Origin of the sequence: Candidatus Hikarchaeum yamanae (assembly GCF_009889665.1) — an archaeon.
GTDB classification, from domain to species: domain Archaea; phylum Halobacteriota; class Halobacteria; order Halobacteriales; family Hikarchaeaceae; genus Hikarchaeum; species Hikarchaeum yamanae.
The window spans coordinates 1-15204 of sequence record NZ_WTZR01000016.1; the positions used below are offsets into that span (position 1 = coordinate 1).

A 15204-nucleotide genomic window follows, 5' to 3' on the forward strand; every position below is an offset into this window, starting at 1 on the left:
GCAGGAGAATTTGGTAAGTTTTATCAAGGAAGTGAACTGAGTTATTGACGTTCGTGTATTAAATTACATACATCACGGATGATGAAGTGAAATCCATGCTTGAAATTATATTAGACTTACTCGCAAATAATGCTGTACTGCTCCAAGAACACGTATCCACTGACGTTGCTGCGTTCCCGCCTAAAGCCGCCGCCGCCCTGGGGGTTGGCCTCGCTGCTTTGGGGGCGGGTATTGCAGAACGTGGTATTGGTGCCGCAGCGGTTGGGGCAATAGCTGAAGATCGAGAGTTCTTCGGAATAGGTCTCGTCATGACTGTGTTGCCAGAGACATTAGTTATCCTCGCACTAGTGGTTATATTCCTAGTGTGAAAAGGTAAGATAGTAATGAGTCTCGAAACTGTCGTTGAGGATATCCGAGAGAAAGCCCGGGGAGATGCTGAGAGGATCCTCTCTGAATCAGATGCAGAAGGAAAGGAAATTATAGATAAAGCGAGAAAAGAAGCTTCCGTGAATAGAGCTGTAGGAAAAGAAGAAATAAGCCGCAAGATAGAATTGGAAAAAGAACAAAAATTCTCAAGTACGAATTTAGCAGCGAAACAAAAAACACTTGAAAAGAAACGAGATCTTTTGGAATTAGTTCGACAAGAGATAGAGAATGAAATTTCGCAAATAAAGGGAAAAGAGAGAGAAGAATTGACGGGGAAATTAATCGAGTCTTCGGTAAAAGAATTCATCGATGTGAAAGACGTAGTTGTTTATGGTAATGTGGAAGACGAAAAACTCCTCAAATCTTTATTAAAGAAACACAAGGGTGTGAAATATGGAGGAGAATATGAATGTATAGGAGGAGTAGTTATGGAGAGTGAATCTGCTCGGATGAGAGTGAACAATACATTCGATTCGATTATTGAAACGGTGTGGACAGAAGAGCTGAAAAACATAAGTGAACTTTTATTTGGATCAAATCAATGAGCAGCTCTGAAACAGGGAATTATGAATATGTATCGGCCCGAGTTAGATCCCGCCGGGCATATTTATATGGAGATGAAGAGTATCGGAAATTCGTTCGCATGGGCCCGGGGGAAATTTCTAGATATATGGAAGAGACAACTTATGCCCGGGAAGTGAACGAATTTGGTGCTAGGTACAAGGGGGTGGACCTAATAGAATACGCATTGAATCACAATCTTGCAAGTCAATTTGAGGATTTACTGCGGTGGTCAGAAGGGGAATTGTATGAACACATATCTCGATATTTGAGAAAATTTGATTCGTGGAACGTGAAGACTATTCTTAGGGGAATATATGCAAAAGAGGATGTTGAGAGGATTAGAGATGACCTTATTCCCGCGGGTGAGTTTAAGAGTGACTTCCTAGAACAATTGATTGGAACAAACGATATAGAAGAATTTGTAAATTTACTAGAAGGGACTATGTTTGGTGAAGCGTTGGGGAAGGGCCTCAGGGAATATGAAGACACGGGACTGTTAGTTTCACTAGAGAATGCAATAGATAGATGTTATTATCAGCAGCTTCTCAAGAAAATAGAAGTGGTGGAAGATCCATCTGTGGTGTTATATACAGACTTCCTACGTGCAGAAATAGATTTTAAAAATGTGATGAATGCACTTAGAATTGCACATAGTGGGTCTGAAATTCCAATTGCAGAATATTACATACACGGTGGGAAGCAGTTTACATCTGCGAAGTTGGCATCCTCCATGAAGAATTTGGATGAGATGATAAACATGATACGTGAATCGAAGTATGGTGAACAGCTTTCTAGGGCAATTGAAAAATTAGAAGATACAGATAGTTTGATTAGTTTCGAACATGAGCTAGAAGCCGTATTGTTAGAATATTGTGACCGTTTGTCCCACGTATACCCATTGAGTATTTGTCCAGTGATTGCGTTTGTGCTTTCAAAGGAGAAAGAAATGGAAAATGTCCGGGCGATTGCAAGAGGAAAAGAAGCAGGACTTTCGCCTGAGGAAATAGAAAAACAACTGGTGATTTCATGAGTCAAGAAATTGCAGTAATAGGAAGTCCAGAATTCACAACGGGATTCAAGCTTGCAGGAGTTAGACGGAATGAAAGTATTCAAGAGGATGAGAAATCCCAGAAACTTGATGCAGTAATAGAAGACGTATTGGTGGATAGTGAGATAGGTATTATTGTTATGCATCAAGAGGATCTGGCATACTTGTCACGAGGAGTAAGGAAATTAGTAGAAGAGAGTGTAGAGCCTACAGTCGTGACTTTAGGTAGTGTAGAATCTAGTGGTTTAAGAGACCAAATAAAACGTGCCATAGGTATTGATTTAATGAGTGATTAAAAAATGAGTCAAGCAAAAGAGAAAACTATCGAAGATGGAATTATAAAAAGAGTAAGCGGGCCAGTCGTTTCTGCGGCAGGTCTAGACGCTAAGATGAATGATATGGTTTATGTAGGTGATGAAGGATTGATGGGAGAAGTGATTAGAATAAAAGATGATTTAACAACTATACAAGTTTATGAAGAAACATCAGGAGTTTCTCCAGGAGAACCGGTAGAAAATACAGGAGAACCACTATCAGTGGATCTTGGTCCGGGTATGTTAAATTCAATCTATGACGGAGTCCAACGTCCTTTGGCTGTTTTGGAAGGCCAACTAGGTGCGTTTCTGGATAGAGGGGTGGATGCTCCAGGGATTGATTTAGAAAAAAAGTGGGGATTTAAACCGACTGTTAAAAAGGGTGATGAAGTAAATCCAGGAGATATTATTGGAACAGTCCAAGAGACAGAAAGTATAGAACACAAGGTCATGATTCCTCCAAATTTTGTGGGGGGAAAAGTTGTTGGAATACAAAAGGGAGAACACACAGTAGTAGATGAAATATGTGAGTTGGATTCTGGTGAAAAAATAACTATGCGTCAGAAATGGCCAGTTCGTTCTCCTAGGCCCACCAAACAGAAGCACACTCCAACCATACCATTAGTCACCGGCCAGAGAATTTTGGATGGCCTATTCCCGATAGCAAAGGGAGGAACTGCAGCTATTCCAGGGCCATTTGGATCTGGAAAAACAGTGACACAGCATCAACTTGCTAAATGGTCTGATGCAGACATAATAGTATATGTAGGATGTGGAGAAAGGGGAAACGAAATGACAGAAGTTATTGAAGTGTTTCCAGAATTGGAAGATCCTAAAACAGGGAAAGCACTGATGTCCAGAACCTGTTTAATTGCGAATACATCGAATATGCCTGTTGCCGCTCGAGAATCCTGTGTATATACAGGAGTTACTATCGCAGAATATTATCGAGATATGGGATATGATGTTGCAGTGATGGCTGATTCGACATCGAGATGGGCTGAAGCTATGCGTGAAATTTCAAGTCGGTTGGAGGAGATGCCAGGGGAAGAAGGGTATCCTGCATATTTATCTGCACGTCTATCGGCATTTTATGAACGCGCAGGATTATTTACAAATTTGAATGAAACTGCAGGTTCGATATCTATTGTGGGAGCAGTTTCGCCCCCAGGAGGAGATTTCTCAGAACCTGTTACACAAAATACATTGAGAATTGTAAAAACATTTTGGGCGCTGGATGCGAGTTTGGCAGAGCGCAGACACTTCCCTGCCATTAATTGGAATGAATCATATTCATTGTACCGAAACCAACTCGATCCATGGTTACGTGAGAATGTAGAAGATGATTGGCCAGATGTTCGTCAATGGGCGGTGACTACACTTGCAGAAGAAGCTAAATTGCAAGAGATAGTTCAACTCGTTGGGAAAGATGCATTGCCAGAGGATCAACAATTGACATTGGAAGTTGCTAGGTATCTAAGAGAAGGGTTCTTACAACAAAATGCGTATCACGATGTGGACACATACTCAGAACCCGGAAAAACGTATCTGACATTTAAGGCGATACAAACGTTTAACGACGAGGCGTTTAAAGCATTATCAGGAGGAGCGTCTATTGAACAAATCCAGGCAATCGAAGCAGTTCCTAGATTGAATCGGATAGGGACCGCTTCAGAGTATGGAGAGTTCATAGAACAATTGGAAAAGGAGATTACAGATCAGCTAAAGGAGTTGTACTAAAATGAAAGAATATCAAACGATTAACGAAGTGAGTGGTCCATTGGTTTTTGCAGAGATAGATGAACCAATTGGATATGGAGAAATGGTAGAAATTGAACTAAGTGGAAGGGGTATGAGACGTGGGCAGGTGTTAGAATCTACAGATAAATTTGTAGCCATTCAAGTTTTTGAAGGCACCACAGGTATTGATAAAAAGTGTTCAGTTAGATTTTTAGGTGAAACTTTAAAAATGCCAGTAACAGGGGATTTGTTAGGTCGTGTGTTGGATGGGTCGGGGCAACCTATAGATGGTGGTCCAGAAATTGTACCAGAAGATCGTAGAGACATAGTAGGAACTGCGATTAACCCATACGCTAGAGAGTACCCAAGAGAATTCATTCAGACAGGGATTTCATCGATTGATGGGATGAACACATTAGTCAGAGGGCAAAAACTTCCACTATTCAGTGGGGCAGGATTGCCACATAATGAAATAGCACTACAAATAGCTAGACAAGCTACTGTTCCAGAAGAAGATGCAGGGGATGGCGGTTCAGAGTTCGCAGTTGTGTTTGCCGCAATGGGAATAACGGCTGAAGAAGCCAATGAGTTTATGGATGATTTTGAGCGCACGGGTGCACTTGAACGGTCGGTCGTGTTTCTCAATCTAGCAGATGACCCAGCGGTGGAAAGGACCATCACACCTAGATTGGCATTAACAACTGCAGAATATCTTGCGTTTGACCTTAACTACCATGTGTTGGTTATTTTGACAGATATGACGAATTACTGCGAGGCCCTCAGAGAAATTGGAGCTGCTAGAGAAGAAGTTCCAGGTAGGCGAGGATACCCAGGATACATGTATACCGATTTATCGATGTTATACGAGCGTGCTGGGAGAATAGAGGGGGTAGAGGGTTCGATCACACAAATTCCGATTTTGACAATGCCAGGAGATGACGATACCCACCCAATTCCAGATCTTACAGGGTATATCACAGAGGGTCAGATTTATGTAGATCGTGAACTTCACTCGAAGGGGGTTGCACCTCCGATCAATGTGTTGCCATCGTTGAGCAGATTGATGAGTGAGGGTATAGGAGAAGGGTTGACTAGAAATGATCATAGTAATGTTTCGGATCAGTTGTATGCAGGATATGCAGAAGGAAGAGATCTCCGAGCTCTCGTGAATATCGTTGGTAGAGAAGCACTTTCAGAGAGGGATAACACATATCTGGATTTTGCAGATAGATTTGAAAGAGAATTTGTCCAGCAAGGTTACGAGACTGGAAGAACGATTGTAGAAACACTTAGTGTGGGGTGGAATTTACTGTCAATGCTACCGAAAACGGAGTTGAATCGAATTGATGAATCATATATAGAGAAATACTATGAAGAGAATCCAGAGAGTTCCAAAGTAGAGGGATAAATAAAAATGTCAGAAGACGTCAAACCAACCCGAAAAAATTTGCTTCGAGTCAAAGATAGAATTAAACTATCCGAGAGGGGACACAATACTTTAGAGCAAAAACGTGACGGGTTGATTATGGAGTTTATGGGTATTTTAGAAAATGCAAAGGGTGTTAGAGAGGAATTATCACAAGCATACACAGAAGCCCAGAGTACTATGAATATGGCACGGGCGATGGAGGGAGACATTGCAGTTAGAGGTGCTGCAGAGGCTTTGAAAGAACACCCGGAGATAGATGTTGAGTCGAAAAATATAATGGGTGTGGTTGTACCACAAATAAAATCTAATAAAGTGAGAAAAACTATTGATCAAAGAGGGTACGGATTGTTGGGAACAACCGCTAGAATAGATGAAAGTGCAGATTCATATGAGAGACTCTTAGATTCGACGATTTTGGCAGCAGAAGTTGAGACTGGAATGAGAAAGTTGCTAACAGAAATTGAGATTACCAAGAGACGTGTGAATGCACTAGAATTCAAAGTTCTTCCAGAACTATATCAAATCCGAAAATTCATTGAACAAAAACTTGAAGAGCAAGAGAGGGAAGAAATATTTCGATTGAAGAAAATTAAAGGTAAGAAGGGAAGAGAAAGTTCAGGAGATACGTAAAAGAGTTTTTTGTGTCGATGTGTGTGGAATAGATGAAGTGTTCTGAGTGCCATATTAAAATGGGATCGTCTAGGACTCCGGAAGTGGTGATAAACATAAAGAAAGAATTTGAAGAATATGTTTCTGTGTGCCCTAGATGTTTTAACATAGTCCAATCGAGTTTTATTGAAGAGGTTATAAAATTAGAGGAGATCGATAGAGAACTTCCCAAAGGAGAAATTGGAATGGTAATGGCGATTGGAATTGGATGGTTGATGGAATCACTAGTATTGAATAAAAATGAAATCGTGGGCATTTTTGAGCATATAATAGATGAAGGTAAAGATCCATGGATAATTTTAGAAAAACTATCGCGATCTAGTACTACAAATGTGAAAAAAAATGTCAATAAAGCTAGATTGCAACTTGAACAACTAATAAGATAATTTGGCTAGAGTGTAGGTAATGACTTTTATCTCTCCCGCAGATGGAGAGATATGGAATTTCAAATGTTTGTTCTTACTGTTCATTATTGCAGGGTCGATAGCATTAATTACTGCAGCAGGTTCATTCGTGGCTGAGAAAGGGAGAGAGTGGCACGCTCGAGTTGGAAAAATATATTCCTTTGCGACTGGCTAGAATAACATTTTGGACTAGAAAGGTATAACGATGGAAAAATTACTCCTCCGTAGCGTCAGGACAGGGATTCGAACCCTGGATCCCGTGAGGGAACACGCTTTCCAGGCGTGCGCCTTACCGCTCAGCCATCCTGACCCATTCAGAATATCCCTATGCAATGAATTAAAAACTTCCCATCTGTTTTTTGAAGGGAAACTAAGTTAATTTTTACCCGCAATGGCTTCAATTTCGATTTTTGCACCCCCAGGAAGTCGGCAAACTTCAAACGCACTTCTTGCAGGTGGGTCCGTATGGAAATATTCGGCGTAAGTGGCATTCATTTCTGCAAAATCGTCGATATTTTCGAGAAACACAGTTGTTTTCAATACGTCGGAAAGGTCCAATCCTTCTTCTGAGAGTATGTGTTTAATATTTTCAATGCATACTTGTGTCTGAATTTGGATTGAGTCAGATAGGTGGGAGGTTCCATCTGCAGTTTTGGCTATTTGTCCTGCAGTGAAAATGATATTTCCATGAGCAATTCCTTGGCTATATGCCCCAGCGGGTGCTGCGGCTTTTGATGAATTTATAACACGTCTCATGAATCAAAGGTTTACGCCGGAGGGAGATAAGTAGATCAGAATGAAAGTTCAAGTAAATTATATCACTATCTTTGGTCGATTGGGATATATTTTGAATCTAAGGGTCCCGTGTAGTTCGCTCGTGGTCGAATGAGTCTGTTTTCAGAGTATTGTTCTATAACATGGCCGACCCACCCTCCAATGCGGGAGAGAGCAAATATGGGAGTGTATAGATCAATAGGAATGCCCATTTGGTAATATGCAGATGCTGAATAGAAATCCACATTTGAGGCTAATCTTTTTTCTTGGTCCAGGTAATCCTCTATAGATACACTGTATTCATGCCAACGGCTGTCTCCAGCTGCAGTTCCTAATTCTTCCGACATAGCACCAAGAATTGTTGCGCGTGGATCTTTTGTTTTATAAACGCGGTGTCCGAACCCAGGGATTTTCTTCCCTTTTTCGAGCTGTTTTTTCACCCATGTGATAGGATCACTGTTACTTGCATCGATTTCTAACAGCATCATCATCACTCGTTGGTTTGCCCCACCGTGGAGTGGACCGGCAAGCGTTCCAATGGCGCTCGTGATGGCACTATGTATATCAGATAGTGTGCTGACAGTTACCCTTGCTGCAAATGTTGAGGCATTTATTCCGTGATCACAATGTAAAATTAAAGCAGTATCTAATGTGTTTGTTTTTGTTTCGTCGGGTTCGCTTGCGGTTAACATATATAAGAAGTTAGCAGCGTGGCTCAGGTCCTTTCGAGGGGGTATGATTTTTTCTCCATTTCGGGCCCGGTCGAACGCGGCTAAAATCGTGGGCATTTTTGCGGTTATGTGGATGCCTTGTTGTAGAACCAAGGTTGGGTCAATGGGAGATTCCACATTTGATTCATATCCAGATAGCATGGAGACTATAGTTCGGAGCGCGGCCATGGGGGTTTCATCTTGGTTGGCTAACTCTACAATAGTCTGTAGAACACCATCTGGCAATTCGCGGTTATTTTTGAGATTGTCAGAGAATTCTGTTAACGATTTTGAATCGGGTAAGGTTCCGTTCCAAAGTAAATATAACACCTCTTCAAAGCTTGATTTTTCTGCCAATTCTTCTATAGAATATCCTCTGTAAATCAAGATTCCTTTGATTCCGTCTATGTAACTCAAATCGGACTCGGTTACGACAACTCCCTCGAGTCCACGTTTAATGGGAGTATCAGGCATGTTGACTTCAGAGGCGTTCATCGGTGATAATCTAATGGTATATTGATTCTATCGTAATAAGGATCTGTCTTTCGTTATTCGACGTATATCGAGGTTCGAATCGACAAGGAACATTGTGTGAGGGGAATTATATTCTCGAAATAATCCTTTTGCTCTCTGAATTCTAAATTAGAATCAAATGGATCCTGGTGATGTTGAGTATGAGCCGGTAAGTGTCAAGTTGGTTTTGGCGGAAATGAAAGATACATCAGAATTGATAATAGATTTGGCGTATTCGGCTGTGTTACATGGGAGCGAAGAACTTGCAGAGGAAGTTCTAGAGCTAGAAGCCCACATGGATATTTTACAGCTCAGGGCGAGGATGGGTTTGTTATTAGCAGCTAGAACACCAGAAGATGCGGAGGCGTTGGCCCCGGTTCTTGGGGTCGTAGGAGCTGCAGAAAAAATTTCAAACGCTGCGGGTGAAATAGCTCACGCTGTTTTATCAGAAAGTGGAATTCCAGATGAGATCAAGGGTGCATTGCCAGACGCGATTGAAACTATCGCACGTGCAGAAGTGCACAAAAAATCTCCATTTTGTAATTCGTCTTTAGGAAAATTAAATCTAGAAACAGATACAGGAATTAGAATTATTGGTATACGAAGGAAGGGGAATTGGGTATACAATCCAGGTCCAAAAGAGAAACTTCGTGCAGATGATGTGATTCTTTTAAGAGGTCCAGAAGAACGTCTTGTGGAGGTGTATGAAAATGCAACTAAAACAGCTTATGAATTGCCTACATATACAGAACCAGATTTAGTTGATTTAGAGAGGGCAGTGGACTCGATTGTATTGATGAAAAATATGAGTGAACTTGCAGTAGATCTAGCATACGGGGCGGTCTTGTTTAACTCAGAAGATGTAGCAGAGGAAGTGTTTGAACTAGAAGCTGAAGTTGATGCGTTGCAATCTAGATTCGAAGCTTGGACTCTTCGGGCCGCAGCTAGTGTTAAAGATCCAATCCGCCTTAGAGGGTTGGTGCATCTTGCACGTGCCACCGAAGAAATTTCAGATGCCGCGTTGGAGATAGCAGATGGAGTATTGAGAGGTTTAGCTGCGCACCCAGTAGTGGCAGAAGCCGTTCAGGTTTCCGATGAAATTATTGTCAGAATTACATTAGAACCTGGTTGTGATTTGAATGGAAAAACACTAGGAGAATGTGAACTGTCATCTGAAACGGGGATGCGGGTTTTAGCTATTCGTCGTGCTAATAATTCAGAGTGGCTTTTGTCGCCGAATTCTGGAACGGGGCTTGAAGAAGGAGATGTGTTGGTCGCAAAAGGAACTCGATTAGGTGCAGAAAGAATTGTTGCATTAGTTTCTTGAATTCTGTATAGATTCGTTTTTTATGGATTTGAGTAGAGATCTAATGCCTAGAATGAAAACAATTAAAATAGCAATGCAAAAGGCAAGAACTAGTGACAATAGAAAGAAAAGTGTAGGATTTCCCCTTGTGTCTAAATTAGGCCCCATTATTTCATTGATTCGATAGAAATATGCAAATCCAGAAATCAAGATCCCGATGGTTAGACCGATGGGGAGATTCCTACGGAGTTCGATGAGTTCTATAAACCTTTTTTTTGTGTGCTTGGTGTTTTTAGATTGTTTTTGCACAGGGGTAAGATGTAGTTCCCCCGGAAAATATCTTTTCGTTTGAGAAGTGGACTGTTGGAATGGTTAAATCTCAGGGTGGGACATTGAATCGAATCCGCCTCGAATTAATGGTTTTGCGAGATGTCTTCTTGCACAGGGGGGGACTTCATACCAACCTATATGTATAGCTCTAGGGTAATGTACGTGGAGTTTGTGAGAACTTTTTGTCCCACAGTTTCGGCATCTATATCCCTGAGATCTTCCGGAGCTTTCCATTCGGTCGTTGCAAATAGTGCAGATTGGATTTTCGGTTTTAGTAGTGACTAAGTTTCTGACAGCAAATTTTTCAAGTTTGAGAGTTCCATTGGTTACTTCACCGCATGCAGTGAGTTCATCACCGCAATCGAGGTTTCGTACATAGTTACGGAATTGCTTTGTTGGTTCGAACGCAGAACATAATATTTCCTTAGATTCTCCTTGTAGTTTAAAGAAGACATGACCTCCCTCTATCGTATAGGGTTTTGAAGAAACTATTCCATCTACAGAATAGGAGTGCCCTTCTTCTAGAAACCCTATCTGTCCTGGTTGAATGTGGGCATCGGTTCCTTGATTGGTGGTAAATACTGTACCGCAGGTAGGAGGTTCAGATTTTATTTTTTTTGCCATTTCTTCAACGGCATAGGGGGTTTCTCCACGAATTCCATACAAAACGGGGCAGGGTGTTCGAGGGACGCAGACTGGATAGTCTCCGTTTTTATCGAAGCTATCCCATACGGATGGATAAAATTCGTTTGAGGCTTCAAAAACGGAATTGGGATCTACGGTTCGTTTGGTTCCCCAGAGAGTTTTGTCTCGGTAAGTTATGTATTCATAAGTCCACTCATTCAGCGCGTTGTGTGCCCCGATTGCAGCTAATGCGCCGATGAGACCCCTCCCTCCGTTCCAGCTAGAACTTAAGTAGCCATTCTCTTCAATTAAATCTACTGCTGTTTCTTTTTCATGGAGGCTCCTGATGGCATTAAGGCTAAATTCAGAAATGGTTTTCGGAATAGCATCAAAGGTACTTGGTGCCACTACCAGGCCTGGTTGAGCATGGGGATCTGAAAGTTCCGCTAGTTCATTTATAATATCAACTGCTGTTTCAAATGCAGTGGTGGTGGCGCAGGTTGTAGAGATAGCAACCGCAGCGTTTCCCCTAGTTTTGTGTATTACCCCGGGGTTTAATCTTATGAGCATTAATTTTGCAGATTCGTCTTGTAACTGTTGTGCGATTTGAAATGCAACATAAGTGGTGCACATTCCATGATCCCTAGAATCGGTGTCATCAACGCCTAAGATGGTCATTAATCCTTACTTTGTTTGGAGAAGAATAACCCTTCTTTTGGAATATTACTACATATGCAGCTATACACAACAGCTATATCTAATTACAGTCCTAGGACATACCGTAGCATACATGTCCCGAGATGTATTAATTGACAACATAATTTCCATGCTTTTGGATGCAGGTTTTATTGTTAGTGAGAGGTGTGTTATTCGGCCAAAAAGCTTTGATATTGCTGCTAGAAGGGAGGAGCAAATATTCTTGATAAAGGTACTTGGAAACGTTGATGCGTTCAACCGAGATACAGGAATGGCGATGCAAGATCTTGGAATTCATTTGAGTGCGAAACCTCTTGTGATATCACTCCATACTAGGGACAAAAAATTGGAACCGGGGGTGGTATACTTGAGACATGGAGTCCCAGTTATCAGTCCAGATACAGCGTACGACTTATTCGTGGAAGAAATTCCACCGTTGATATATGCAGCTCCAGGGGGACTGTATGTGCCTATTGATGGGGACTATTTATCCAAAGTACGAGGGGAATTGAAATGGAGTCTTGGAAAGCTTGCAATGATTTTGGGCGTATCACGACGAACGGTTTCAAAATATGAGAGTGGGATGGATGCAAGTATCGAAGTTGCCATTCGACTAGAAGAATTGTTTGGATCTAGAGTTACTATTCCAATAGATATTTTTAATCAAGATTCTGCTGAGACGGGCGTAGATTCTTTAGAAAATAAACAAGAAACTGCTCGATATGGAGATGAGATGATAGACGCATTGACTAGATTTGGATTCATAGTCCACCCGACGGATCGTGCTCCGTTCCAAACGGTAAGTGAACATTCTAGTGATGCAAATAGAGTTTTAATAACAGGGTATTCTCAGCTCACTAAAACGGCTATTAAACGTGCGAAAATTATGGGTTCTATTGGGTATGTAACGAAGACTCAATCTATTTATTTTGTAGATAGCAACGTGAAGCAAAAGTATGTTGAAGAAACTATACTGATAGGGAAGAATGAAATCGATGCTCTTGATGGTCCAGAGGCATTTAACGAGTTGCTCCGAGAAAAGATGTAACTGAGATCTATTGGGAACGGAGTATGTTGGCATGTTTAATTAAAGATTCGGAGAAGGGGGATAGTGTGAATCCAAATTCTTTGTGTGCACGACCATTGGAGATATCAAATTGGAATAGTGGGTTTTTGGCGGGGTCAGAGATCAGATTTCCATTTAGCACGGAATTTACTTCTGCTGCTATTTCGGATATGGAAAGAAGATGCCCCCCCGTATTATAGACATTAGAAGATAGAGTTTTTGCCAAAGTTATTTTGGTAAATAAATCTACAACATCATCTACATATATGAGACCGAATGTAGAGTCGGGATGCATGGGAACATGGGTAGTTTTGCCGTTGATAGCATCCTCAATGAAACTACAGGCCCAAGGTACTCCAGTGGTCCTTCCAGGTCCAAAAATAAAACTGGGTCGGATGGCACATACATCTAATGATTCGCGAGAAGCATACAGGAGAGCCTGGTATTCATTGAAATGTTTGAGGGCGTTATAATAAGATCCATCAAAAGAGGAATAGGGAGAATAGGGTCGAGGATATTCTTCAGTTACAACAAGTCCTGGTTCATAATCGATGGAACTGTACACCCCAAGTGTACTTGCCCATATGACGCGAGAGACATCTGCAGCTACAGATGCGCGAAAGACATTGTCCATACCAAGTATATTGACACGTAAAGTTCGGTTGAGATCTTGAAGGCATGCATTTCTTCCCACGAGATATGCGAGGTTGATAACTCTGTCGGGTTCGAATCTCTGGATGGTTTCAGAGACGTCGGTGAAATTTGATACATCTCCTTGTACCATGGTTGCACCAGGTAAATCTGGTGTGAGTTCCATGTTAAGATCCATGCAGACTATAGATTCACCTTCGTGGAGCAAGTGGGGGGCGAGGTTTCTTCCTACTAATCCCGATGAACCGATGATTAGAGTGGCCATTAGAAGGTATAAGATCTGATAGATATTAAAAAGGGGTGCAAGATATTATTAAAATATAATAGCTATGCGTGTAGCATGAAAAAGTGGGACAGATAATGCAGTATGAAAAGTAGTGCTATGATTCTTAGAATGATTTTTTCTTTAGATAGTTCAGAGAGGGAAGTATCAATTATTTTGGCAATGGTCGGTGTTAGATTTTCTTTGGCTTTGTTTAACAAGTGAGAGTAAGAATGGGCAGACCATTTTTGCATTTGTTCGTCTAACCGGTGTTGTAAATAGGATTGGTCGATGGATCCAGATTGAATTTTTGACAGGCAATCTTGACAAACTACAAGTAGATTATTAGCCTCGTGCGGGTGAGAGGGACCAATTGGTATTAATTGGTGAACATGGGGGCTGTCTAACCAAGTGAAACACCATTCACAATGTTGTTTTGCCCTTTCAAAATACAACCTATTGTTGAGATCGGTGGGAGAGATAGGTGAGTGGTTTTTAGCAGAGGTGGTGACGTTGAAAAAATCGCCTCCTTTGTATGTTTCATCATCAGTTCCCCAATGGATTTTTTTATTAAGTTTCTTTAATTTTGGAACATGTTTTGCACAATGAATATATGCTTCTTGGATATCGACTACGACCCAACGTTCGGGTTTTTTTCCATTTTTAGTCTGTACATTAGAAAAGGCTTCAGAGGGTAAATTGAAATTTTTTCGTACATATTGGTTTTCTTGAATACTAGCCCGACCATTTACATGGAGACCGACTGTGCTACCGAAAAAATCAACAAAAATCATGCCGATATGAGGATTTTCAAGAATATTTCCCAAACTAGCGTGAACCCCGTTTCCACGATATTCAGGATATGCTATAGTTTTAGAATCTATAATGCGCACGAAACCAATGGGGCCAGCACGAAAGGAACAATCAGACTCTCCGTTCGCGTCAGATGTTGCGATGAAAACCATTTCTTGTGCAGAGAGTAATTTTTTCATTCTATCGTTAAGATGGTCTAGCATCTGAGTTTCATAGAACGAATTTGCACGGTCGGTGTCGCCATATTCTTTTTGAAGAAGATGCTCACCGACAGAACCTGGTTTATTGGAAGTGGTTGTTTTTTTTGGTTGCATGATTCAATCAAATATCGTGTTTTGATAAAGTATTATTTTAATAGGGTCAGAAGTATATATAAATTATTTTTGGGATTTGGAAAACTAGAAAAATCGATATTCCTATTTAGGTACATAAGTTAGGGAAGGCATGGAAGTTTCACATACATGCCTTTGGGTTTCGGACTTAGAAGCTACGAAGGCATTTTATATCGATGCCATGGGATTGCACCACACTTGGGATTTTGTGGGAGGAGATGGGACAACTAGTTATTACGTTGCAGGAGATGGTGGTGTTGAAATCCAATTTAAATATAATGAGGAAGTAGGAGGTAAGACTCCAGGAGGGATTGATCACCTAGCGATTGTAATAGACAACGTGGATGAAAAATTCAAAGATATGGTTGATAAAACAGGGTGTAAAGTTGTTAGATCGGTATTCCAAAATGATACCATCAAGACAAGAGTTGCATTCATCGAAGATCCTGACGGATATGTAGTTGAACTATTACAACATTTGGACTAATTCGACTTCAGGTGACAGTTTTTAGGAACAGCGGTTTTTATCAGTG

General features: G+C 41.1%; 18 protein-coding genes and 1 tRNA gene. 13 read left to right on the top strand and 6 right to left on the bottom strand.

Features of this window, described 5'->3' with window-relative positions; translation table 11 throughout:
- The first annotated feature begins 95 nt into the window (after positions 1-95).
- The 9 genes from ACM9H2_RS05835 to ACM9H2_RS05875 are packed head-to-tail and all read left to right on the top strand — an operon-like array spanning position 96 to position 6769.
- Positions 96-368 (top strand): hypothetical protein, encoded by a 273-nt coding sequence (locus ACM9H2_RS05835; protein ID WP_415489200.1) that lies wholly within the window; start codon positions 96-98, stop codon positions 366-368.
- A gap of 15 nt (positions 369-383) precedes the next feature.
- Positions 384-971 carry a V-type ATP synthase subunit E gene (locus ACM9H2_RS05840; RefSeq protein ID WP_415489165.1) on the top strand — a complete coding sequence of 196 codons (588 nt, stop codon included), beginning with the start codon at positions 384-386 and terminating at the stop codon, positions 969-971.
- On the top strand, positions 968-2020 hold the full coding sequence (gene ahaC, locus ACM9H2_RS05845; RefSeq protein ID WP_415489167.1) for an ATP synthase A1 subunit C: 1053 nt from the start codon (positions 968-970) through the stop codon (positions 2018-2020). The genes ACM9H2_RS05840 and ahaC overlap by 4 nt, the downstream gene beginning before the upstream one ends.
- Complete coding sequence (locus ACM9H2_RS05850) at positions 2017-2334, top strand: V-type ATP synthase subunit F (RefSeq protein ID WP_415489169.1); 318 nt, start codon at positions 2017-2019, stop codon at positions 2332-2334. Before ahaC ends, ACM9H2_RS05850 begins: the two co-directional genes overlap by 4 nt.
- Positions 2335-2337: 3 nt before the next feature.
- Positions 2338-4092: a V-type ATP synthase subunit A gene (locus tag ACM9H2_RS05855; protein ID WP_415489171.1), complete on the top strand. Its 1755-nt coding sequence runs from the start codon at positions 2338-2340 to the stop codon at positions 4090-4092.
- Position 4093: 1 nt separating this feature from the next.
- Positions 4094-5500 carry a V-type ATP synthase subunit B gene (locus ACM9H2_RS05860; protein ID WP_415489173.1) on the top strand — a complete coding sequence of 469 codons (1407 nt, stop codon included), beginning with the start codon at positions 4094-4096 and terminating at the stop codon, positions 5498-5500.
- A gap of 6 nt (positions 5501-5506) precedes the next feature.
- Positions 5507-6151 (top strand): V-type ATP synthase subunit D, encoded by a 645-nt coding sequence (locus tag ACM9H2_RS05865; RefSeq protein WP_415489175.1) that lies wholly within the window; start codon positions 5507-5509, stop codon positions 6149-6151.
- A 32-nt stretch (positions 6152-6183) separates the two neighbouring features.
- Positions 6184-6576, top strand: a complete 393-nt coding sequence (locus ACM9H2_RS05870) for a DUF6276 family protein (protein ID WP_415489177.1) — start codon at positions 6184-6186, stop codon at positions 6574-6576.
- Positions 6577-6595: 19 nt separating this feature from the next.
- Positions 6596-6769 carry a hypothetical protein gene (locus ACM9H2_RS05875; protein WP_415489179.1) on the top strand — a complete coding sequence of 58 codons (174 nt, stop codon included), beginning with the start codon at positions 6596-6598 and terminating at the stop codon, positions 6767-6769.
- Positions 6770-6822: 53 nt separating this feature from the next.
- Here the strand turns inward: ACM9H2_RS05875 and ACM9H2_RS05880 are convergent.
- The 3 genes from ACM9H2_RS05880 to citZ form a co-directional block, all read right to left on the bottom strand.
- A tRNA-Ser gene (locus ACM9H2_RS05880) sits at positions 6823-6904 on the bottom strand.
- 65 nt (positions 6905-6969) lie between these two features.
- Positions 6970-7350: a RidA family protein gene (locus ACM9H2_RS05885; protein WP_415489181.1), complete on the bottom strand. Its 381-nt coding sequence runs from the start codon at positions 7348-7350 to the stop codon at positions 6970-6972.
- A 65-nt stretch (positions 7351-7415) separates the two neighbouring features.
- On the bottom strand, positions 7416-8552 hold the full coding sequence (gene citZ / locus ACM9H2_RS05890) for a citrate synthase (RefSeq protein ID WP_415489183.1): 1137 nt from the start codon (positions 8550-8552) through the stop codon (positions 7416-7418).
- 178 nt (positions 8553-8730) lie between these two features.
- On the opposite strand from citZ, the gene ACM9H2_RS05895 reads away from it, so the two are divergent.
- A complete protein-coding gene (locus ACM9H2_RS05895) occupies positions 8731-9918 on the top strand; it encodes a potassium channel family protein (RefSeq protein WP_415489185.1) in 1188 nt (395 codons plus the stop codon).
- A gap of 22 nt (positions 9919-9940) precedes the next feature.
- The gene (locus tag ACM9H2_RS05900) at positions 9941-10084 is read left to right on the top strand and encodes a hypothetical protein (RefSeq protein WP_415489187.1); all 144 of its coding nucleotides are present in this window, start codon (positions 9941-9943) and stop codon (positions 10082-10084) included.
- Positions 10085-10269: 185 nt separating this feature from the next.
- Here the strand turns inward: ACM9H2_RS05900 and ACM9H2_RS05905 are convergent, their stop codons facing one another.
- The gene (locus ACM9H2_RS05905; RefSeq protein ID WP_415489189.1) at positions 10270-11529 is read right to left on the bottom strand and encodes a DUF1743 domain-containing protein; all 1260 of its coding nucleotides are present in this window, start codon (positions 11527-11529) and stop codon (positions 10270-10272) included.
- 112 nt (positions 11530-11641) lie between these two features.
- On the opposite strand from ACM9H2_RS05905, the gene ACM9H2_RS05910 reads away from it, so the two are divergent.
- Complete coding sequence (locus ACM9H2_RS05910) at positions 11642-12595, top strand: transcriptional regulator (RefSeq protein ID WP_415489191.1); 954 nt, start codon at positions 11642-11644, stop codon at positions 12593-12595.
- A gap of 7 nt (positions 12596-12602) precedes the next feature.
- Here the strand turns inward: ACM9H2_RS05910 and ACM9H2_RS05915 are convergent, their stop codons facing one another.
- Entirely contained in the window at positions 12603-13529 is a 927-nt protein-coding gene (locus tag ACM9H2_RS05915) for an NAD-dependent epimerase/dehydratase family protein (RefSeq protein WP_415489194.1), read from the bottom strand.
- Between the two features lie 62 nt (positions 13530-13591).
- Positions 13592-14653 (bottom strand): pyridoxamine 5'-phosphate oxidase family protein, encoded by a 1062-nt coding sequence (locus ACM9H2_RS05920; RefSeq protein ID WP_415489196.1) that lies wholly within the window; start codon positions 14651-14653, stop codon positions 13592-13594.
- Between the two features lie 130 nt (positions 14654-14783).
- Here ACM9H2_RS05920 and ACM9H2_RS05925 point away from each other — a divergent pair, with 130 nt between their 5' ends.
- A complete protein-coding gene (locus ACM9H2_RS05925; protein WP_415489198.1) occupies positions 14784-15158 on the top strand; it encodes a VOC family protein in 375 nt (124 codons plus the stop codon).
- The last annotated feature ends 46 nt before the right edge of the window (positions 15159-15204 follow it).

Bases quoted from the DNA above. Each gene is read 5' to 3' on its own strand.
- ACM9H2_RS05835 (WP_415489200.1), top strand. From the start codon at position 96: ATGCTTGAAATTATATTAGACTTACTCGCAAATAATGCTGTACTGCTC.
- ACM9H2_RS05840 (WP_415489165.1), top strand. From the start codon at position 384: ATGAGTCTCGAAACTGTCGTTGAGGATATCCGAGAGAAAGCCCGGGGA.
- ahaC (WP_415489167.1), top strand. From the start codon at position 968: ATGAGCAGCTCTGAAACAGGGAATTATGAATATGTATCGGCCCGAGTT.
- ACM9H2_RS05850 (WP_415489169.1), top strand. From the start codon at position 2,017: ATGAGTCAAGAAATTGCAGTAATAGGAAGTCCAGAATTCACAACGGGA.
- ACM9H2_RS05855 (WP_415489171.1), top strand. From the start codon at position 2,338: ATGAGTCAAGCAAAAGAGAAAACTATCGAAGATGGAATTATAAAAAGA.
- ACM9H2_RS05860 (WP_415489173.1), top strand. From the start codon at position 4,094: ATGAAAGAATATCAAACGATTAACGAAGTGAGTGGTCCATTGGTTTTT.
- ACM9H2_RS05865 (WP_415489175.1), top strand. From the start codon at position 5,507: ATGTCAGAAGACGTCAAACCAACCCGAAAAAATTTGCTTCGAGTCAAA.
- ACM9H2_RS05870 (WP_415489177.1), top strand. From the start codon at position 6,184: ATGAAGTGTTCTGAGTGCCATATTAAAATGGGATCGTCTAGGACTCCG.
- ACM9H2_RS05875 (WP_415489179.1), top strand. From the start codon at position 6,596: ATGACTTTTATCTCTCCCGCAGATGGAGAGATATGGAATTTCAAATGT.
- ACM9H2_RS05885 (WP_415489181.1), bottom strand. From the start codon at position 7,350: ATGAGACGTGTTATAAATTCATCAAAAGCCGCAGCACCCGCTGGGGCA.
- citZ (WP_415489183.1), bottom strand. From the start codon at position 8,552: ATGCCTGATACTCCCATTAAACGTGGACTCGAGGGAGTTGTCGTAACC.
- ACM9H2_RS05895 (WP_415489185.1), top strand. From the start codon at position 8,731: ATGGATCCTGGTGATGTTGAGTATGAGCCGGTAAGTGTCAAGTTGGTT.
- ACM9H2_RS05900 (WP_415489187.1), top strand. From the start codon at position 9,941: ATGGATTTGAGTAGAGATCTAATGCCTAGAATGAAAACAATTAAAATA.
- ACM9H2_RS05905 (WP_415489189.1), bottom strand. From the start codon at position 11,529: ATGACCATCTTAGGCGTTGATGACACCGATTCTAGGGATCATGGAATG.
- ACM9H2_RS05910 (WP_415489191.1), top strand. From the start codon at position 11,642: ATGTCCCGAGATGTATTAATTGACAACATAATTTCCATGCTTTTGGAT.
- ACM9H2_RS05915 (WP_415489194.1), bottom strand. From the start codon at position 13,529: ATGGCCACTCTAATCATCGGTTCATCGGGATTAGTAGGAAGAAACCTC.
- ACM9H2_RS05920 (WP_415489196.1), bottom strand. From the start codon at position 14,653: ATGCAACCAAAAAAAACAACCACTTCCAATAAACCAGGTTCTGTCGGT.
- ACM9H2_RS05925 (WP_415489198.1), top strand. From the start codon at position 14,784: ATGGAAGTTTCACATACATGCCTTTGGGTTTCGGACTTAGAAGCTACG.